Annotated in this window: 14 protein-coding genes and 1 pseudogene; 8 read left to right on the top strand and 7 right to left on the bottom strand. The window is 69.6% G+C overall.

Annotation, left to right across the window (positions count from 1 at the left end):
- Positions 1–11: 11 nt before the first annotated feature.
- A complete protein-coding gene (locus HIR79_RS00615) occupies positions 12–788 on the top strand; it encodes a ferredoxin--NADP reductase (RefSeq protein ID WP_119023100.1) in 777 nt (258 codons plus the stop codon).
- 93 nt (positions 789–881) lie between these two features.
- On the opposite strand, the gene glnK is transcribed toward HIR79_RS00615, so the two are convergent.
- From glnK to HIR79_RS00600, 3 genes are all read right to left on the bottom strand, one after another.
- Positions 882–1,220 (bottom strand): P-II family nitrogen regulator, encoded by a 339-nt coding sequence (gene glnK, locus HIR79_RS00610; RefSeq protein WP_110069051.1) that lies wholly within the window; start codon positions 1,218–1,220, stop codon positions 882–884.
- 147 nt (positions 1,221–1,367) lie between these two features.
- Entirely contained in the window at positions 1,368–2,618 is a 1,251-nt protein-coding gene (locus HIR79_RS00605; RefSeq protein ID WP_169956021.1) for an ammonium transporter AmtB, read from the bottom strand.
- 27 nt (positions 2,619–2,645) lie between these two features.
- A complete protein-coding gene (locus HIR79_RS00600) occupies positions 2,646–2,984 on the bottom strand; it encodes a P-II family nitrogen regulator (protein WP_119023403.1) in 339 nt (112 codons plus the stop codon).
- Positions 2,985–3,263: 279 nt separating this feature from the next.
- Between HIR79_RS00600 and HIR79_RS00595 the strand changes: the two genes are divergently transcribed.
- A complete protein-coding gene (locus HIR79_RS00595) occupies positions 3,264–3,590 on the top strand; it encodes an accessory factor UbiK family protein (RefSeq protein WP_169956019.1) in 327 nt (108 codons plus the stop codon).
- A gap of 66 nt (positions 3,591–3,656) precedes the next feature.
- Entirely contained in the window at positions 3,657–5,159 is a 1,503-nt protein-coding gene (locus HIR79_RS00590; RefSeq protein ID WP_169956017.1) for a YifB family Mg chelatase-like AAA ATPase, read from the top strand.
- A gap of 12 nt (positions 5,160–5,171) precedes the next feature.
- Here HIR79_RS00590 and HIR79_RS00585 read toward each other — a convergent pair whose 3' ends face one another.
- Both HIR79_RS00585 and HIR79_RS00580 read right to left on the bottom strand, forming a co-directional pair.
- Complete coding sequence (locus tag HIR79_RS00585; protein WP_169956015.1) at positions 5,172–5,669, bottom strand: hypothetical protein; 498 nt, start codon at positions 5,667–5,669, stop codon at positions 5,172–5,174.
- A pseudogene (locus HIR79_RS00580) lies at positions 5,666–6,653 on the bottom strand (alpha/beta hydrolase). The gene HIR79_RS00585 and the pseudogene HIR79_RS00580 overlap by 4 nt, the downstream one beginning before the upstream one ends.
- A gap of 235 nt (positions 6,654–6,888) precedes the next feature.
- Between HIR79_RS00580 and HIR79_RS00575 the strand changes: the two are divergent.
- Together HIR79_RS00575 and HIR79_RS00570 are read left to right on the top strand one after the other, a co-directional pair.
- The gene (locus HIR79_RS00575; protein WP_169956013.1) at positions 6,889–9,063 is read left to right on the top strand and encodes a malate synthase G; all 2,175 of its coding nucleotides are present in this window, start codon (positions 6,889–6,891) and stop codon (positions 9,061–9,063) included.
- Positions 9,064–9,202: 139 nt separating this feature from the next.
- A complete protein-coding gene (locus HIR79_RS00570; protein ID WP_119022685.1) occupies positions 9,203–9,616 on the top strand; it encodes a PaaI family thioesterase in 414 nt (137 codons plus the stop codon).
- Positions 9,617–9,646: 30 nt separating this feature from the next.
- On the opposite strand, the gene HIR79_RS00565 is transcribed toward HIR79_RS00570, so the two are convergent.
- On the bottom strand, positions 9,647–10,027 hold the full coding sequence (locus HIR79_RS00565) for a DUF423 domain-containing protein (RefSeq protein WP_169956011.1): 381 nt from the start codon (positions 10,025–10,027) through the stop codon (positions 9,647–9,649).
- Positions 10,028–10,145: 118 nt separating this feature from the next.
- On the opposite strand from HIR79_RS00565, the gene thiS reads away from it, so the two are divergent.
- The 3 genes from thiS (at position 10,146) to trmB (ending at position 12,005) form a co-directional block, all read left to right on the top strand.
- Entirely contained in the window at positions 10,146–10,346 is a 201-nt protein-coding gene (gene thiS / locus HIR79_RS00560) for a sulfur carrier protein ThiS (protein ID WP_119022683.1), read from the top strand.
- A gap of 50 nt (positions 10,347–10,396) precedes the next feature.
- Entirely contained in the window at positions 10,397–11,194 is a 798-nt protein-coding gene (locus HIR79_RS00555) for a thiazole synthase (RefSeq protein WP_110069040.1), read from the top strand.
- A 67-nt stretch (positions 11,195–11,261) separates the two neighbouring features.
- A complete protein-coding gene (gene trmB, locus HIR79_RS00550) occupies positions 11,262–12,005 on the top strand; it encodes a tRNA (guanosine(46)-N7)-methyltransferase TrmB (RefSeq protein WP_169956008.1) in 744 nt (247 codons plus the stop codon).
- A gap of 581 nt (positions 12,006–12,586) precedes the next feature.
- Here the strand turns inward: trmB and HIR79_RS00545 are convergent.
- A complete protein-coding gene (locus tag HIR79_RS00545) occupies positions 12,587–13,501 on the bottom strand; it encodes an AEC family transporter (protein ID WP_119023694.1) in 915 nt (304 codons plus the stop codon).
- Between the last annotated feature and the right edge of the window lie 44 nt (positions 13,502–13,545).

Below are 13,545 nucleotides of genomic sequence, written 5' to 3'. Positions count from 1 at the left end.
TAGGAGCCGTCATGAGCAAGTTTGCCCTGGAAGAGGTGCTCAGCGTCCACCACTGGAACGACACCCTGTTCAGCTTCCGTACCACCCGCGAGCGCAGCCTGCGCTTCAAGAACGGCCAGTTCGTGATGATCGGCCTGGAGGTGGGCGGCAAGCCGCTGATGCGCGCCTACTCCATCGCCAGCCCCAACTACGAGGACCACCTCGAGTTCTTCAGCATCAAGGTGCCGGACGGCCCGCTGACCTCGCGGCTGCAGCACCTGAAGGTGGGCGATCAGATCATGGTCAGCCGCAAGCCCACCGGCACCCTGGTCACCGACGACCTGCTGCCGGGCCGTAACCTCTACTTCCTGTCGACGGGCACTGGCCTTGCGCCCTTCATGAGCCTGATCCAGGACCCGGAGGTCTACGAGCGCTTCGAGAAGGTGGTGCTGATCCACGGCGTGCGCAGCGTCAGCGAGCTGGCCTATGCCGATTTCATCCAGAAGGAGCTGCCGGCCCACGAGTACCTGGGCGACGAGATCAGGGAGAAGCTGGTCTACTACCCCACGGTGACCCGCGAGGAGTTCCACACCATGGGCCGCCTCACCGACCATATCCGCACCGGCAAGCTGTTCGAGGACACCGGCCTTCCGCCCATGGACCCCAAGCAGGACCGCGCCATGATCTGCGGCAGCCCCGCCATGCTCGACGAGACCAGCGCGCTGCTCGACGACCTGGGCTTCAAGATCTCCCCGCGCATGGGCGAGCCCGGCGATTACGTGATCGAGCGGGCCTTCGTCGAGAAGTAAGCACCAGGCCTCAGGCCCCAAGCAAAACCCCCGGTGCCTAGGCATCGGGGGTTTTGTGTGTATCGCCCTTGAACTCAGGCTGGCTCTGCGGCGTTAGACCGCGTCCTTGCCCGTTTCACCGGTGCGGATGCGGATCACCTGCTCGAGAGGCGTCACGAAGATCTTGCCGTCGCCGATCTTGCCGGTGTTGGCGACTTGGGTGATGGCGTCGATCACCTTCTCGGCCATGTCGTCGTCCACGGCCACCTCCAGCTTCACCTTGGGCAGGAAGTCCACCACGTATTCGGCGCCGCGATAGAGCTCGGTGTGACCCTTCTGGCGACCGAACCCCTTCACCTCGGTCACGGTGATCCCCTGGACGCCGATCTCGGAGAGGGATTCCCTCACGTCGTCGAGCTTGAAGGGCTTGATGATGGCGGTCACCAGTTTCATGGTCGGACTCCTCGTCTGTTCGGTGCGGTGGCCGAGCCACCCGCTTGCGCCTGATCGTCCTCTAGCATACACCGCGGCGGGCGGGATGAAAAAAGGCCCCCGAAGGGGCCAGGTGGAGCATGCCGTCTCACATGGTGAGCATTGCCATCACTTCTTGGCGACGCTGAACTCGGGGTAGGCCTCCAGGCCGCACTCGGCCAGGTCGACGCCCTCGTATTCCTCTTCCTCGCTGACGCGGATGCCCATCACCGCCTTGAGCACCACCCAGACGAGCAGGCTGGCGAGGAAGACCCAGGCGAAGATGCCGACGATGCCGAGCAGCTGGGCGCCGAAGGTGGCGTCGCCGTTGGAGAGCGGCACCACCAGCAGGCCCCAGATGCCCACCACGCCGTGCACGGAGATGGCACCGACCGGGTCGTCGATCTTCAGCTTGTCCATGGCCACGATGGAGACCACCACGATGGCGCCGCCCACGGCACCGATCAGCGCCGCACCCAGCGCGGAGGGGGCCAGCGGCTCGGCGGTGATGGCCACCAGGCCGGCCAGGGCGCCGTTCAGGGTCATGGTCAGGTCCGCCTTGCGGAACCACAGCTTGGCCAGGATCAGGGCGGCGATCACGCCACCGGCGGCCGCGGCGTTGGTGTTGACCAGCACCTGGGCGACGTTGTTGGCGGAGTCCACATCGGAGACCTTGAGCTCGGAGCCGCCGTTGAAGCCGAACCAGCCCATCCACAGGATGAAGGTACCCAGGGTCGCCAGCGGCAGGTTGGCGCCGGGGATGGCGAAGATGCTGCCGTCCTTGCCGTACTTGCCCTTGCGGGGGCCGAGGATCAGCACGCCGGCGAGAGCCGCGGCGGCGCCTGCCATGTGCACGATGCCGGAGCCGGCGAAGTCGGAGAAGCCGGCGGCGTCGAGCCAGCCGCCGCCCCAGGTCCAGAAGCCGGAAACAGGGTAGATCACGGCGGTCATCACCACGGCGAAGGCCAGGAAGGCCCACAGCTTCATGCGCTCGGCCACGGCACCGGAGACGATGGACATGGCGGTGGCCACGAACACCACCTGGAAGAAGTAGTCGGCGCGCATGGAGTAGTAGGGGGCGTCATCGCCGCCGGCCAGCACCGCATCGACGCTGTTCTCGCCGCCCAGCAGGAAGCCCAGGTTGGGCAGGATGCCGCCCTCGGGGCTCGAGTACATGATGTAGTAGCCCACCAGCAGGTACATGGTGCAGGCGATGGCGAACAGCGCGATGTTCTTGGTGAGGATCTCGGCGGTGTTCTTGGAGCGGACCAGGCCGGCCTCGAGCATCGAGAAGCCGGCGGCCATCCACATCACCAGCACGCCGCAGATCAGGAAGTAGAAGGTATCGAGCGCATAGCTCAGCTCTGTCAGTTCACTCATGTCAGTCTCTCCAGAGGCAGGAAACGATCAGACGGCGTCGGCACCGCGTTCACCGGTGCGGATGCGGATGACATCCTCGAGCGGGGTCACGAAGACCTTGCCGTCGCCGATCTTGCCGCTGTTGGCGGCGCCGCAGATGGCATCCAGGACGGTCTCCAGGCGGCTGTCGTCCACGGCGACCTCGACCTTGACCTTGGGCAGGAAGTCGACGACGTACTCGGCGCCGCGATAGAGCTCGGTGTGCCCCTTCTGGCGGCCGAAGCCCTTGACCTCGGTGACGGTGATGCCCTGAACGCCGTTGTCGGCCAGCGCCTCGCGGACGTCGTCCAGCTTGAATGGCTTGATGATGGCGGTGATGAGTTTCATCCCTTGTCTCCCCGGTTGCGTTGGGTATGGGCACGGCGGCCGCATGCCCTGCTACTGCGTCAAACGTGCCAATGCTTGGTAAATGCATCTAAAAACAGCTGGTTGGGTGGGGGTTGCGGCCGCGTGGCCGATCTCCCGGGGAAGGGCGGGCGGGCGGTTGCACCGTGCTGGTGCCGGGTCATGGTGCAGGCGCGCCATCCTGGCGCATCGGCAGGGCATGCGTTCGCGGCGGGCCATGCGTATCCTGTAGCCGGCATTCCACACGTTCAGGAGAGACCCATGGTGAGCCATGACCGTATCAGCCGACTGGCCCAGCAGATCGGCGAGCGCCTGCAGGGCGCGTCCCAGGCGCCGGAGGAGGTGCAGAAGGGGATTCAGCAGGTGGTGCGCGGCGCCTTCGACCGCCTGGAGCTGGTCTCCCGGGAGGACTTCGACATCCTGATGGATGTGCTGCAGCGCACCCGCGCCCGCGTCGAGGCGCTGGAGCAGCAGGTGGCGGCGCTGGAGACGCTGCTCGAGGAACGCACCGCCGAGGTGCCGGCGCCGTCAGCGGCGGCCCCCGAGGCTCCCGAGGAGGATGCCGGCGGCGGCGAAGTCGGCCGCTGAGCCTGGCGGGCAGGCCGGCGCCTACTGGGCTAGCCTGAGGGCAGGATTCCAGGCGAGGGAACGCCCATGACGCTGGCGATCGTCCATACCCGTGCGGGCCTCGGCCTCGAGGCCCCCGAGGTGCAGGTGGAGGTGCATCTGGCCAATGGCCTGCCGGGGATGACCCTGGTGGGGCTGCCGGAGGCGGCGGTGAAGGAGAGCCGCGAGCGGGTGCGCAGCGCCCTGGTCAACGCCGGCTTCGACTACCCCCTGCGCCGCATCACCCTCAACCTGGCTCCCGCCGACCTGCCCAAGGAGGGTGGGCGCTTCGACCTGCCCATCGCCCTGGGACTGCTGCTGGCCTCGGGGCAGCTGCCCCCGGAGGCCCTGGCGGACATCGAGAGCGTCGGCGAGCTGGCCCTGGACGGTGGCCTGCGCCCGATCACCGGTGTGCTGCCCCTGGCCCTGGCCACCCGCCGTGCCAGGCGGCGGCTGATCGTGCCCCGGGCCAACGCCGAGGAGGCGGCGCTCGCCGGCGACCTCGAGGTGCTGCCCGCCGACCACCTGCTGGACGTGGTCGCTCATCTGCTGGGCCAGACGCCCATCGCGCCGCACCGGCTGGCGTCTCCGCCGGAGGCGGCGACATCGCTGCCCGATCTCGCCGAGGTGCGCGGCCAGTACCAGGCGCGCCGCGCCCTGGAGGTGGCCGCCGCGGGCTCCCACAACCTGCTCTTCGCCGGCCCGCCGGGCACTGGCAAGACCATGCTGGCCAGCCGCCTGCCGGGCATCCTGCCGCCGCTGACCGAGGAGGAGGCGCTGGAGGTGGCGGCGGTGCGTTCGGTCAGCGGCCTGCCGCTGGCCGCCGAGTGGGGTCGCCGCCCCTTTCGGGCGCCGCACCATACCGCCAGCGCCGTGGCCCTGGTAGGCGGCGGCTCGAAGCCGCGACCCGGAGAGATCTCGCTGGCCCACCACGGGGTGCTGTTCCTCGACGAGCTGCCGGAGTTCTCGCGCCACGTGCTGGAGGTGATGCGCGAGCCCATGGAATCGGGCCAGATCCATATCGCCCGGGCCAGCCACCAGCGCCGCTTTCCGGCTCGCTTCCAGCTGGTGGCGGCCATGAATCCCTGCCCCTGCGGCCATCTGGGGGACCCGCGGCAGGCCTGCCACTGCACCGCGGCCCAGATCCAGCGCTACCAGGCGCGGCTCTCCGGGCCGCTGCTCGATCGCATCGACCTGCAGGTGGAGGTGCCGGCGCTGCCGCCGGAGCAGCTCACGGCGGCGACGACGGGGGAGTCCTCGGCGATCGTCCGCCGGCGGGTGATGGCCGCGCGGGAACGGCAGCTGGCGCGGGGGGCGCTGAATGCCCACCTGGCGGGGCGGGAGCTGGAGGCGGCCTGCGACCTCGCCAGCGCCGACCGGGCCTGGCTGGCGCAGGTGCTGGAGCGGCTCAGGCTCTCGGCGCGGGCCTACCACCGGGTGCTGCGGGTGGCGCTGACCCTGGCCGACCTGGCCGGCGAGCCGAAGCCGGCCCGGGAGCAGCTGATCGAGGCGATCGGCTATCGGCAGCTGGATCGGCTGCTCAAGGGGTAGGGGGCTCGCCCCCTACAGCGCCGTGGCGTCCAGGGCGCCCTGCAGGCTCTCCTCCCACATCACCGAGTCGCCGCCGGGGCGGCGCAGCACCAGGGTCAGGCGGTAGGGCAGAAGCTCCCGGTCCGAGAGCCGCAGGCGCGGCCCGTCGGCCATCAGCCGGCTCTCCAGGCGCCACTGGTTCTCCCCACCCCCTTCTCCCATGCTGTCGCTCCAGTCGAGCACCTGGGGGCCGTCGCTCACCGCCAGCAGCGCCCGGGTGAGGCTCTCGCGGAAGCGCTCCTGGCCGATGCTGAGTTCCCCGTTCACCTCCGGAGTGGCCAGCAGCAGTACCTGGTCAGCGGGGGGCTTGGGCAGGGCGGAGGCCTCCATCACCCGGCCGGCGGCGCGCTCGCCGAGGTTGAGCAGCGCCTGACGCAGGGTCTCGGGGCGATCGGGGGCGGCGGCGCAGCCGGCCAGCAGCAGGGGGGCGAGGAGCAGGGAGGCGATCAGGGGGCGGCGGCGGGCGGTCATGGGCGGTCGATCTCGCGGTGGGCGGCGGCGGGCGCCAGGTCGTCGATGAAGCGGTCCAGGGTGTCGAAGAGCGCCTGGCGGATCGGCTCGGCCTCGTTGACCAGGTGGTGGCGCGCCTCGGGGTGGCGGTGAATCTCGGCATTGGGAAACTTGCGCTCCAGCACGGCGAGGTTCCACTCCCAGTCCACCGTGAGGTCCTGCTCCCCCTGCAGGATCAGGGTCTTCACCGGCGTGGGGGGGCAGGGCGAGCAGCCGCGGCATCCAGCGGCGCATGGCGCTGACCCAGCCGATGGCGACGCGATCGGCCTGCAGCGGGTCGCCCTCGCGCAGGAAGGCGGCGAAGTCGGTGTCGGTGGAGTTGGCGCGGAACCTGCGCGGGATGGAGCGCACGAAGGGGCCTGCCAGCAGGTGCAGCCAGCTGGATTGGTTCCAGCCCCAGGGGCGTACCAGCGGGGCGAGCAGGGCCAGGCCGGCCCAGTGACCGTCGTCGCCGCGGGTCAGGGCGTCGGTGGCCAGTATCGCCGCGCCGGTGCTCTGTCCCACGCCGATCCAGGGGCGCGGGGCGAGCCCCTCCGCCTCCAGGTGCTGCTGCAGGGCGTGCAGGCAGCCGCCGTAGTCGTCGAAGTCGTCGATGGAGGCCCGCGGCCCGCTGGAGAGCCCGTGGCCGGGCAGGTCCCACAGCACCACGCGCCAGCGGCGTTCCAGCAGGCGCTCCAGCAGGTGGCGATAGAGCCCCAGGTGGTCGAAATAGCCGTGCACCACGAAGGCGGTGCCGACCGGGTCGTCGGGGCTCCACACCTGGGTCCAGAGCCGGAAGTCCCGGGCATCCACGTAGCCCACGTAGAGCCCCACGTGCTCGGCCAGCAGCGGGGCCAGGCCGTAGTGACCGAGGTAGCGCTCCAGGTGGTCGTCGCCGGGCTCCGGCTCGGCGGGGGTGACCAGCCGAACCGGGCCCAGCGCCTGCAGTGGGGTGAAGTCGCTCATCGAATCCTCCGCGGCGCACGACCCTGCCGGCCCGGGGCTTGGACCGACACCATGGAAAGCGGGCAAGCTATGCGGGCCTGCCTTATCTTTTGGTCTAGCTGAGCGCGATCCCGGCGCTTTGCGGGTTTACACATGGAAGTATTTTCCACAAAATCACGGGCACAGCAGTCACTCCACCCCTGTCCCGGCAGACTGGCACGCGACCCGCCGGCTGCCAAGCACGAGGAGATCCAACATGACCCAACGTGTCACTCGCCATCGCCTTCAGGTGGCCGCCGAGCTGGACCGCTTCATCAGCGAGCAGGCGCTCCCGGGTACCGGCGTCGATGCCGAGGCGTTCTGGGCCGGCGTCGATGCCCTCTTCCATGATCTGACTCCGAAGAACCGCGAACTGCTCGCCGAACGCGATCGCCTGCAGGAGCAGCTCGACGCCTGGCACCGCGAGAATCCCGGTCCGGTGGGTGACATGCCGGCCTATCGCGCCTTCCTCAAGGAGATCGGCTACCTGGCCGAGGCCCCCGCCAAGGTCGCGGTGACCACCGCCAACGTGGATCGCGAGATCGCCGTCCAGGCCGGCCCGCAGCTGGTGGTGCCGGTGAGCAACGCCCGCTATGCGCTGAATGCCGCCAACGCGCGCTGGGGCAGCCTCTATGACGCCCTCTACGGCACCGACGCCATCTCCGAGGAGGGCGGCGCCGAGAAGGGTAGCAGCTTCAACCCCAAGCGCGGCGAGAAGGTGATCGCCTATGCCCGCGGCGTTTTGGACCGCGCCGCGCCGCTGGCCACCGGCTCCCACCGCGACGCCGTCAAGTATGCGCTGCGTGATGGCCACTTGGTGGTCACCCTGGAGGGCGGCCGCGAGACCGGCCTCAAGGAGCCCGGCAAGCTGGTGGGCTACACCGGCGAGGCGGCGAGCCCCGAGTCGGTGCTGCTGGTCAATCACGGCATGCACCTGGAGATCCAGATCGACCCGAGCCACCCGATCGGCAAGACCGACCCGGCCGGGGTCAAGGACCTGGTCGTCGAGGCGGCGCTGACCACCATCATGGACTGCGAGGACTCCGTGGCCGCGGTGGACGCCGAGGACAAGGTCGGGGTCTACAGCAACTGGCTGGGCCTGATGAAGGGCGATCTGGAGGAGCAGGTGGAGAAGGGCGGCAAGACCATCACCCGCCGCTTGCACGCCGACCGGACCTTCACCACCCCCGACGGCGGCAGCCTGACCCTGCCCGGCCGCTCGCTGATGTTCGTGCGCAACGTCGGCCACCTGATGACCAACCCGGCGGTGCTCGACGCCGAGGGTAACGAGCTGCCCGAGGGCATCCTCGACGGCATCGTGACCGGCCTGATCGCCCTGCACGACCTCAAGAAGGGGGAAGGCGAGCCGCGCAACTCCCGCGAAGGCTCCATGTACATCGTCAAGCCCAAGATGCACGGCCCGAAGGAGGTCGCCTTCTCCAACGAGCTGTTCGGCCGCGTCGAGGACCTGCTGGGCATGGCCCGCGACACCCTCAAGATGGGCATCATGGACGAGGAGCGCCGCACCACGGTGAACCTCAAGGCGTGTATCGCCGAGGCCGCCTCCCGCGTGGTCTTCATCAATACCGGCTTCCTCGACCGCACCGGCGACGAGATGCACACCGCCATGGAAGCGGGCCCGATGATCCGCAAGGGCGACATGAAGGGCGCCGCCTGGATCCAGGCCTACGAGAAGAACAACGTCCAGGTCGGCCTGGCCTGCGGCCTGCGCGGCCGCGCCCAGATCGGCAAGGGCATGTGGGCCATGCCGGACCTGATGGCTGCCATGCTGGAGCAGAAGATCGGCCACCCCAAGGCCGGCGCCAACACCGCCTGGGTGCCGTCGCCCACCGCCGCCACCCTGCACGCCCTGCACTACCATCAGGTGGACGTCACCGCCATCCAGCGCGAGCTGGAGGCCCAGGGCGAGCCGGACTACCTAGATGAGCTGCTCAGCGTGCCGGTGGCCGCCGAGGCCAACTGGTCTGACGAGGAGATCCAGCAGGAGCTCGACAACAACTGCCAGGGCATCCTCGGCTACGTGGTGCGCTGGGTCGAGCACGGCGTGGGCTGCTCCAAGGTGCCGGACATCCACGATGTGGGCCTGATGGAGGACCGCGCCACCCTGCGGATCTCCAGCCAGCACATCGCCAACTGGCTGCACCACGGCGTGGTCGACGCCGCCCGGGTCCAGGCGACCCTGGAGCGCATGGCCAAGGTGGTGGACGAGCAGAACGCGAACGACCCTGCCTACACGCCGATGAGCGCCGACTACGCGGGCTCCAGCGCCTTCCAGGCCGCCAGCGACCTGATCTTCAAGGGCCGCGTGCAGCCCTCCGGCTACACCGAGCCGCTCCTGCACCACTGGCGCGCCGTGCACAAGGCGAAGTAACCCAGCCGAAGCAAGAAGGCATCGCGCAGGCCGACGCGGCCTGCCGTGCACCAGAAGCGCCCCGGGTATCTGCCCGGGGCGCTTTCGGTTATGTTGACGCCAGCGTCAATTCGCCCCATCCACTGCAAGGAGCCCGCCGATGACCCTGATGACCGCCGCCACCATCGAGGACTTCCTCGACGAGGTCTTCCCCCAGCGTATCGGGACCATCGAGGCCGTCGATCACATGCGTGCCACCATGAGCCTGGCCATTGACGACGAGCACCTGCGCCCCGGCGCCAGCGTCTCCGGTCCCACCCTGATGGGATTGGCCGACGTCTGCCTCTACGTGGCGATCCTGGCCCAGATCGGTCCCGAGCCCATGGCGGTCACCAGCGACCTGCACTGCCGCTTCCTGCGCCGTCCGCGGGGCGACCGCGACATCATCGCCACGGCGCGCATCCTCAAGCTGGGCCGGCGCCTGGCGGTGGGCGAGGTGCAACTCTTCTCCGCCGGCGACGAGCAGCCGGTGGCGCTGGTCACCGCCACCTACGCCCTGCCCGATCGCGACTGAACCGGCCCGCGCGCCCAAGCGGGGGCGATCTCAGCGCCGCGGAGCGCGCAGCACCGCGCCGGCCAGCGCCAGCCAGCCGGCGATCAGCAGCACCCCGCCGACGGGCGTGATCATGCCGAGGCCGCCGGCGCCGCTCAGCGCCATGGCGTAGAGCGAGCCCGAGAAGAGCCCCATGCCGGCCGCCCACAGGCCCATGGCCAGCCGCTGTCCCGCCAGGGGCGCCGTAGCGCGCCAGGCCAGCACGGCGAGCAGCGCCAGGGTGTGCCAGGCCTGGTAGCGCACTCCGGTCTCGAAGGCCGCCACCAGGCGCGGGGCGAGCTGCCCCTCCAGGGCGTGGGCGCCGAAGGCCCCCGCCATCACCACCACGGCGCCGGAGAGCGCCGCCCCCAGCCACCAGCCTCGGTCCTGCATCGGGGTCTCCTCATCATCGCGTCATGGCCGCCACCGTACCCCGCCCGGGCGGACTCGGCTACAATGTCGGGTCCGAAAGCCAACGCAACGACAGCCACCGGAGCGCAGAGAGAAGGCCATGCAGATCCAGCTCAATGGCGAGGCGCATACCCTGGCGCCCGAGCTCACGGTCGCCCAGCTGGTCGAGTCCCTGGGGCTCGCCGGCCGGCGCATCGCCGTGGAGGTGAACGAGGAGATCGTGCCTCGCAGCGAACATGCCGACACCCGCCTGGCCGAAGGCGACCGGGTCGAGGTCGTGCACGCCATCGGCGGCGGCTGAGCGCCGCGCCCGACGCCCTACCGCGAAGACAACCACACAAGGCAGACTCGATGACAGACTTCTTCCAGGACCAGCCCCTGCGCGTCGCCGGGCGCGAATTCGCCTCCCGCCTGCTGGTCGGTACCGGCAAGTACAAGGACTTCGACGAGACCGGCGAGGCGATCGCCGCCTCCGGCGCCGAGGTGGTCACCTTCGCCGTGCGGCGCACCAACCTGGGCCAGGAGGCCGGTGAGCCCAACCTGCTCGACGTGATCTCTCCGGAGCGCTATACCCTGCTGCCTAACACCGCCGGCTGCTACACGGCGAAGGACGCGGTGCGCACCTGTCGGCTGGCCCGCGAGCTGCTCGACGGCCACAACCTGGTGAAGCTCGAGGTACTGGGCGACGACTCGACCCTCTACCCCAACGTGGTGGAGACCCTGGCCGCCGCCGAGGTGCTGATCAAGGACGGCTTCGACGTCATGGTCTATACCAGCGACGACCCCATCGTGGCGCGCGAGCTCGAGCGCCTGGGCTGCTGTGCCATCATGCCGCTGGGCTCGCTGATCGGCTCCGGTCACGGCATCCAGAATCCCCACAACATCCGCCTGATCATCGAGCAGGCCAGCGTGCCGGTGCTGGTGGATGCCGGGATCGGCACCGCCTCCGATGCCGCCATGGCCATGGAACTGGGCTGCGACGGCGTGCTGATGAACACCGCCATCGCCCACGCCCGCCAGCCGGTGCTGATGGCCAGCGCCATGAAGAAGGCGGTGGAGGCGGGCCGCGAGGCCTTCCTGGCCGGGCGCATGCCGCGTCGCCAGAGCGCCGACCCCTCCTCGCCCTTCGCCGGCCGCATCAACGGCTGACGCCTCCAGCGATCGCCCGCACCGAACGCCTGACACCCGCGCCCAGAACGAGAGCCCCGACCGCCCCATGAGTGACCAGTCCCGCGACGATACCGCCACCACCGGACCGGAAGGCCCGGACGCCCCGCTGCACCGCCGCGGCATCAAGAGCTATGTGCTGCGTGCCGGGCGCATGACCCAGGCCCAGACCCGCGGCCTCGAGGAGGTCTGGCCGCGGCTGGGCCTGACCTTGGCCGATGGCCGCCAGGACCTGGATGCCCTGTTCGGCCGCTGCGCGCCGCGGGTGGTGGAGATCGGCTTCGGCATGGGGGCCTCGCTGATCGAGCAGGCCGAGACCCATCCCGACACCGACTTCATCGGCATCGAGGTGCATGCCCCGGGCGTGGGCAAGCTGCTCGACGAGGCCGACAAGCGTGGCCTGACCAACCTGCGGGTCTACCGGGAGGACGCCCTGCGAGTGCTCGAGGAGTGCCTGCCCGAGGGTAGCCTCGACACCCTGCAGCTCTTCTTCCCCGACCCCTGGCCGAAGAAGAAGCACCACAAGCGGCGCATCGTGCAGCCCGCCTTCGTCGAGCTGGTACGCAGCCGCCTCAAGGTCGGCGGCACCTTCCATATGGCCACCGACTGGGAGGCCTACGCCGAGTGGATGGCCGAGGTGATGGACGCCGCCCCGGGCTATGCCAACACCGCCGAGCCCCAGACCGCCCCCTACGTGCCACGGCCCGAGTTCCGCCCACTCACCAAGTTCGAGGCCCGCGGCGAGCGCCTCGGTCACGGCGTCTGGGACCTGATCTACCGTCGCGTCGACTGATCACGCGCTGCCCTCGCTCCTCGAAGCCCCCGCCATGCAGGGGCTTCGTTGTTTGTGTGGGATGAAAACAGCCGTTAAGCGGATCGGCGTGGGTTTCTGCCGAGGCCGAGCATTCGTTGTAGGAACTGGGCTCTGCCCGGCGAAGGGAGGCCGAAGGACTCCTTGGCTGTGTGCGGTAGCTCAAGTAACGCCGCCGGGGCGCCTGCGGCGCCATTCGCCCGGCGGAGCCGATCTCCCACCAGTCGTCTAAAGCCTTGCGACGTTAAGGGGCAGCGCTGAGACCGGCACGCCAATCGTGATAACCAAAAAAAGCCGCCCTCGATGGGGCGGCGGCAAGACCCTGGGGTGGTAAGGAGCAGCAATGAGGAGGGGGTCTCGAGACCAAAAAAAGCCGCCCTGGGCAGGGCGGCGGCAAGACCGTGACTAGCAATGAGGAGGGAGAAACCATGGCAGGTGACTGGCGGTACCTGCGATGGCAGTGGCGGCTCATCAACGCCACTGGAAGCAAGGGTAATCATTCTCATTTGCGGTGTCAACAGTAATGCGAATATTTTTTATTTGCGCTTATCCTGGCGGTGCCCTTAGCCGGCCAGGCGCAGCCACAGGGGCAGGGTAGCCATGGCCAGCAGGGTCTGGGCGGTGATCAGCGCCGCCATCATCTCGGCGTCGCCGCCCAGCTGGCGCGCCAGGATATAGGCGGAGGTAGCGGTGGGCAGGGCGGCGAACAGCAGCGCCACGTCTCGGCTCACCGGGTCGAGACCCAGCGCCAGGGCGAGCAGCAGCACCAGGGCAGGCATCAGCCCCAGCTTGATGGCGTTGGTGACCCAGACGCCGCGATCGAGGCGCAGCAGCGCCTCGGGGCGCAGCGCCACCCCGACCGCCACCAGGCCCAGCGGCAGGGCGGCGCGGCCGAGCAGCTCCACCGTGTCCGCGCTCCACCCCGGCAGCCCGATGCCGCTCACGTTCAGGCCGATGCCGATCAGGCAGCCGAGGATCAGCGGGTTGCGGGCCAGCGCCGCCAGGCTCCTGCCGAGGCTGCCGGCACCGAGGGTCCCGGCGGCGATGAAGCTCGCCACGCACATGACGTTGACCACCGGCACCATCAGCGCCACGGCCACAGCGGCCACGGTGGCCCCCGGCGTGCCGTGCAGGGCGGCGGCCCCGGCCACCCCCACGTAGGTGTTGAAGCGCAGCGCCCCCTGGAAGGCCGAGGTGAAGGCCGGCGGGTCGAGGCCCAGCCAGCCTCGCAATCTCCACAGCAGGACGCCGAAGAGGCCCATGGCGCCGAGCAGGGCCAGGGCCACGCGCGCCACCGGCACCTGGCTGACGTCGGCGGTGGCCAGGGTCGACACCAGCATGGCGGGAAACAGCAGGAAGTAGATCAGCCGCTCCAGCTGGGGCCAGAAGTCGCCGCCCGGCTGGCGCAGCCGGCCCAGGGCGGCGCCCAGCAGGATCAGCAGGAACAGCGGCCCCAGCGCGTTTGCCACGCCTGTCATGGTCATCTCCTTGATCGGGTTGCCCTGCGACATCCTTGCGCACT

The organism is Halomonas sp. PGE1 (assembly GCF_013000985.1).
Lineage (GTDB): Bacteria > Pseudomonadota > Gammaproteobacteria > Pseudomonadales > Halomonadaceae > Halomonas > Halomonas alkalicola.
The sequence above is the reverse complement of the archived record's forward strand: the minus strand, read 5'-3'. Positions and strand labels throughout refer to the sequence as shown.

Bases quoted from the DNA above. Each gene is read 5' to 3' on its own strand.
- HIR79_RS00600 (WP_119023403.1), bottom strand. From the start codon at position 2,984: ATGAAACTCATCACCGCCATCATCAAGCCATTCAAGCTGGACGACGTC.
- HIR79_RS00595 (WP_169956019.1), top strand. From the start codon at position 3,264: ATGGTGAGCCATGACCGTATCAGCCGACTGGCCCAGCAGATCGGCGAG.
- HIR79_RS00590 (WP_169956017.1), top strand. From the start codon at position 3,657: ATGACGCTGGCGATCGTCCATACCCGTGCGGGCCTCGGCCTCGAGGCC.
- HIR79_RS00575 (WP_169956013.1), top strand. From the start codon at position 6,889: ATGACCCAACGTGTCACTCGCCATCGCCTTCAGGTGGCCGCCGAGCTG.
- HIR79_RS00615 (WP_119023100.1), top strand. From the start codon at position 12: ATGAGCAAGTTTGCCCTGGAAGAGGTGCTCAGCGTCCACCACTGGAAC.
- HIR79_RS00565 (WP_169956011.1), bottom strand. From the start codon at position 10,027: ATGCAGGACCGAGGCTGGTGGCTGGGGGCGGCGCTCTCCGGCGCCGTG.
- HIR79_RS00605 (WP_169956021.1), bottom strand. From the start codon at position 2,618: ATGAGTGAACTGACAGAGCTGAGCTATGCGCTCGATACCTTCTACTTC.
- HIR79_RS00585 (WP_169956015.1), bottom strand. From the start codon at position 5,669: ATGACCGCCCGCCGCCGCCCCCTGATCGCCTCCCTGCTCCTCGCCCCC.
- trmB (WP_169956008.1), top strand. From the start codon at position 11,262: ATGAGTGACCAGTCCCGCGACGATACCGCCACCACCGGACCGGAAGGC.
- HIR79_RS00545 (WP_119023694.1), bottom strand. From the start codon at position 13,501: ATGACAGGCGTGGCAAACGCGCTGGGGCCGCTGTTCCTGCTGATCCTG.
- glnK (WP_110069051.1), bottom strand. From the start codon at position 1,220: ATGAAACTGGTGACCGCCATCATCAAGCCCTTCAAGCTCGACGACGTG.
- HIR79_RS00555 (WP_110069040.1), top strand. From the start codon at position 10,397: ATGACAGACTTCTTCCAGGACCAGCCCCTGCGCGTCGCCGGGCGCGAA.
- HIR79_RS00570 (WP_119022685.1), top strand. From the start codon at position 9,203: ATGACCCTGATGACCGCCGCCACCATCGAGGACTTCCTCGACGAGGTC.
- thiS (WP_119022683.1), top strand. From the start codon at position 10,146: ATGCAGATCCAGCTCAATGGCGAGGCGCATACCCTGGCGCCCGAGCTC.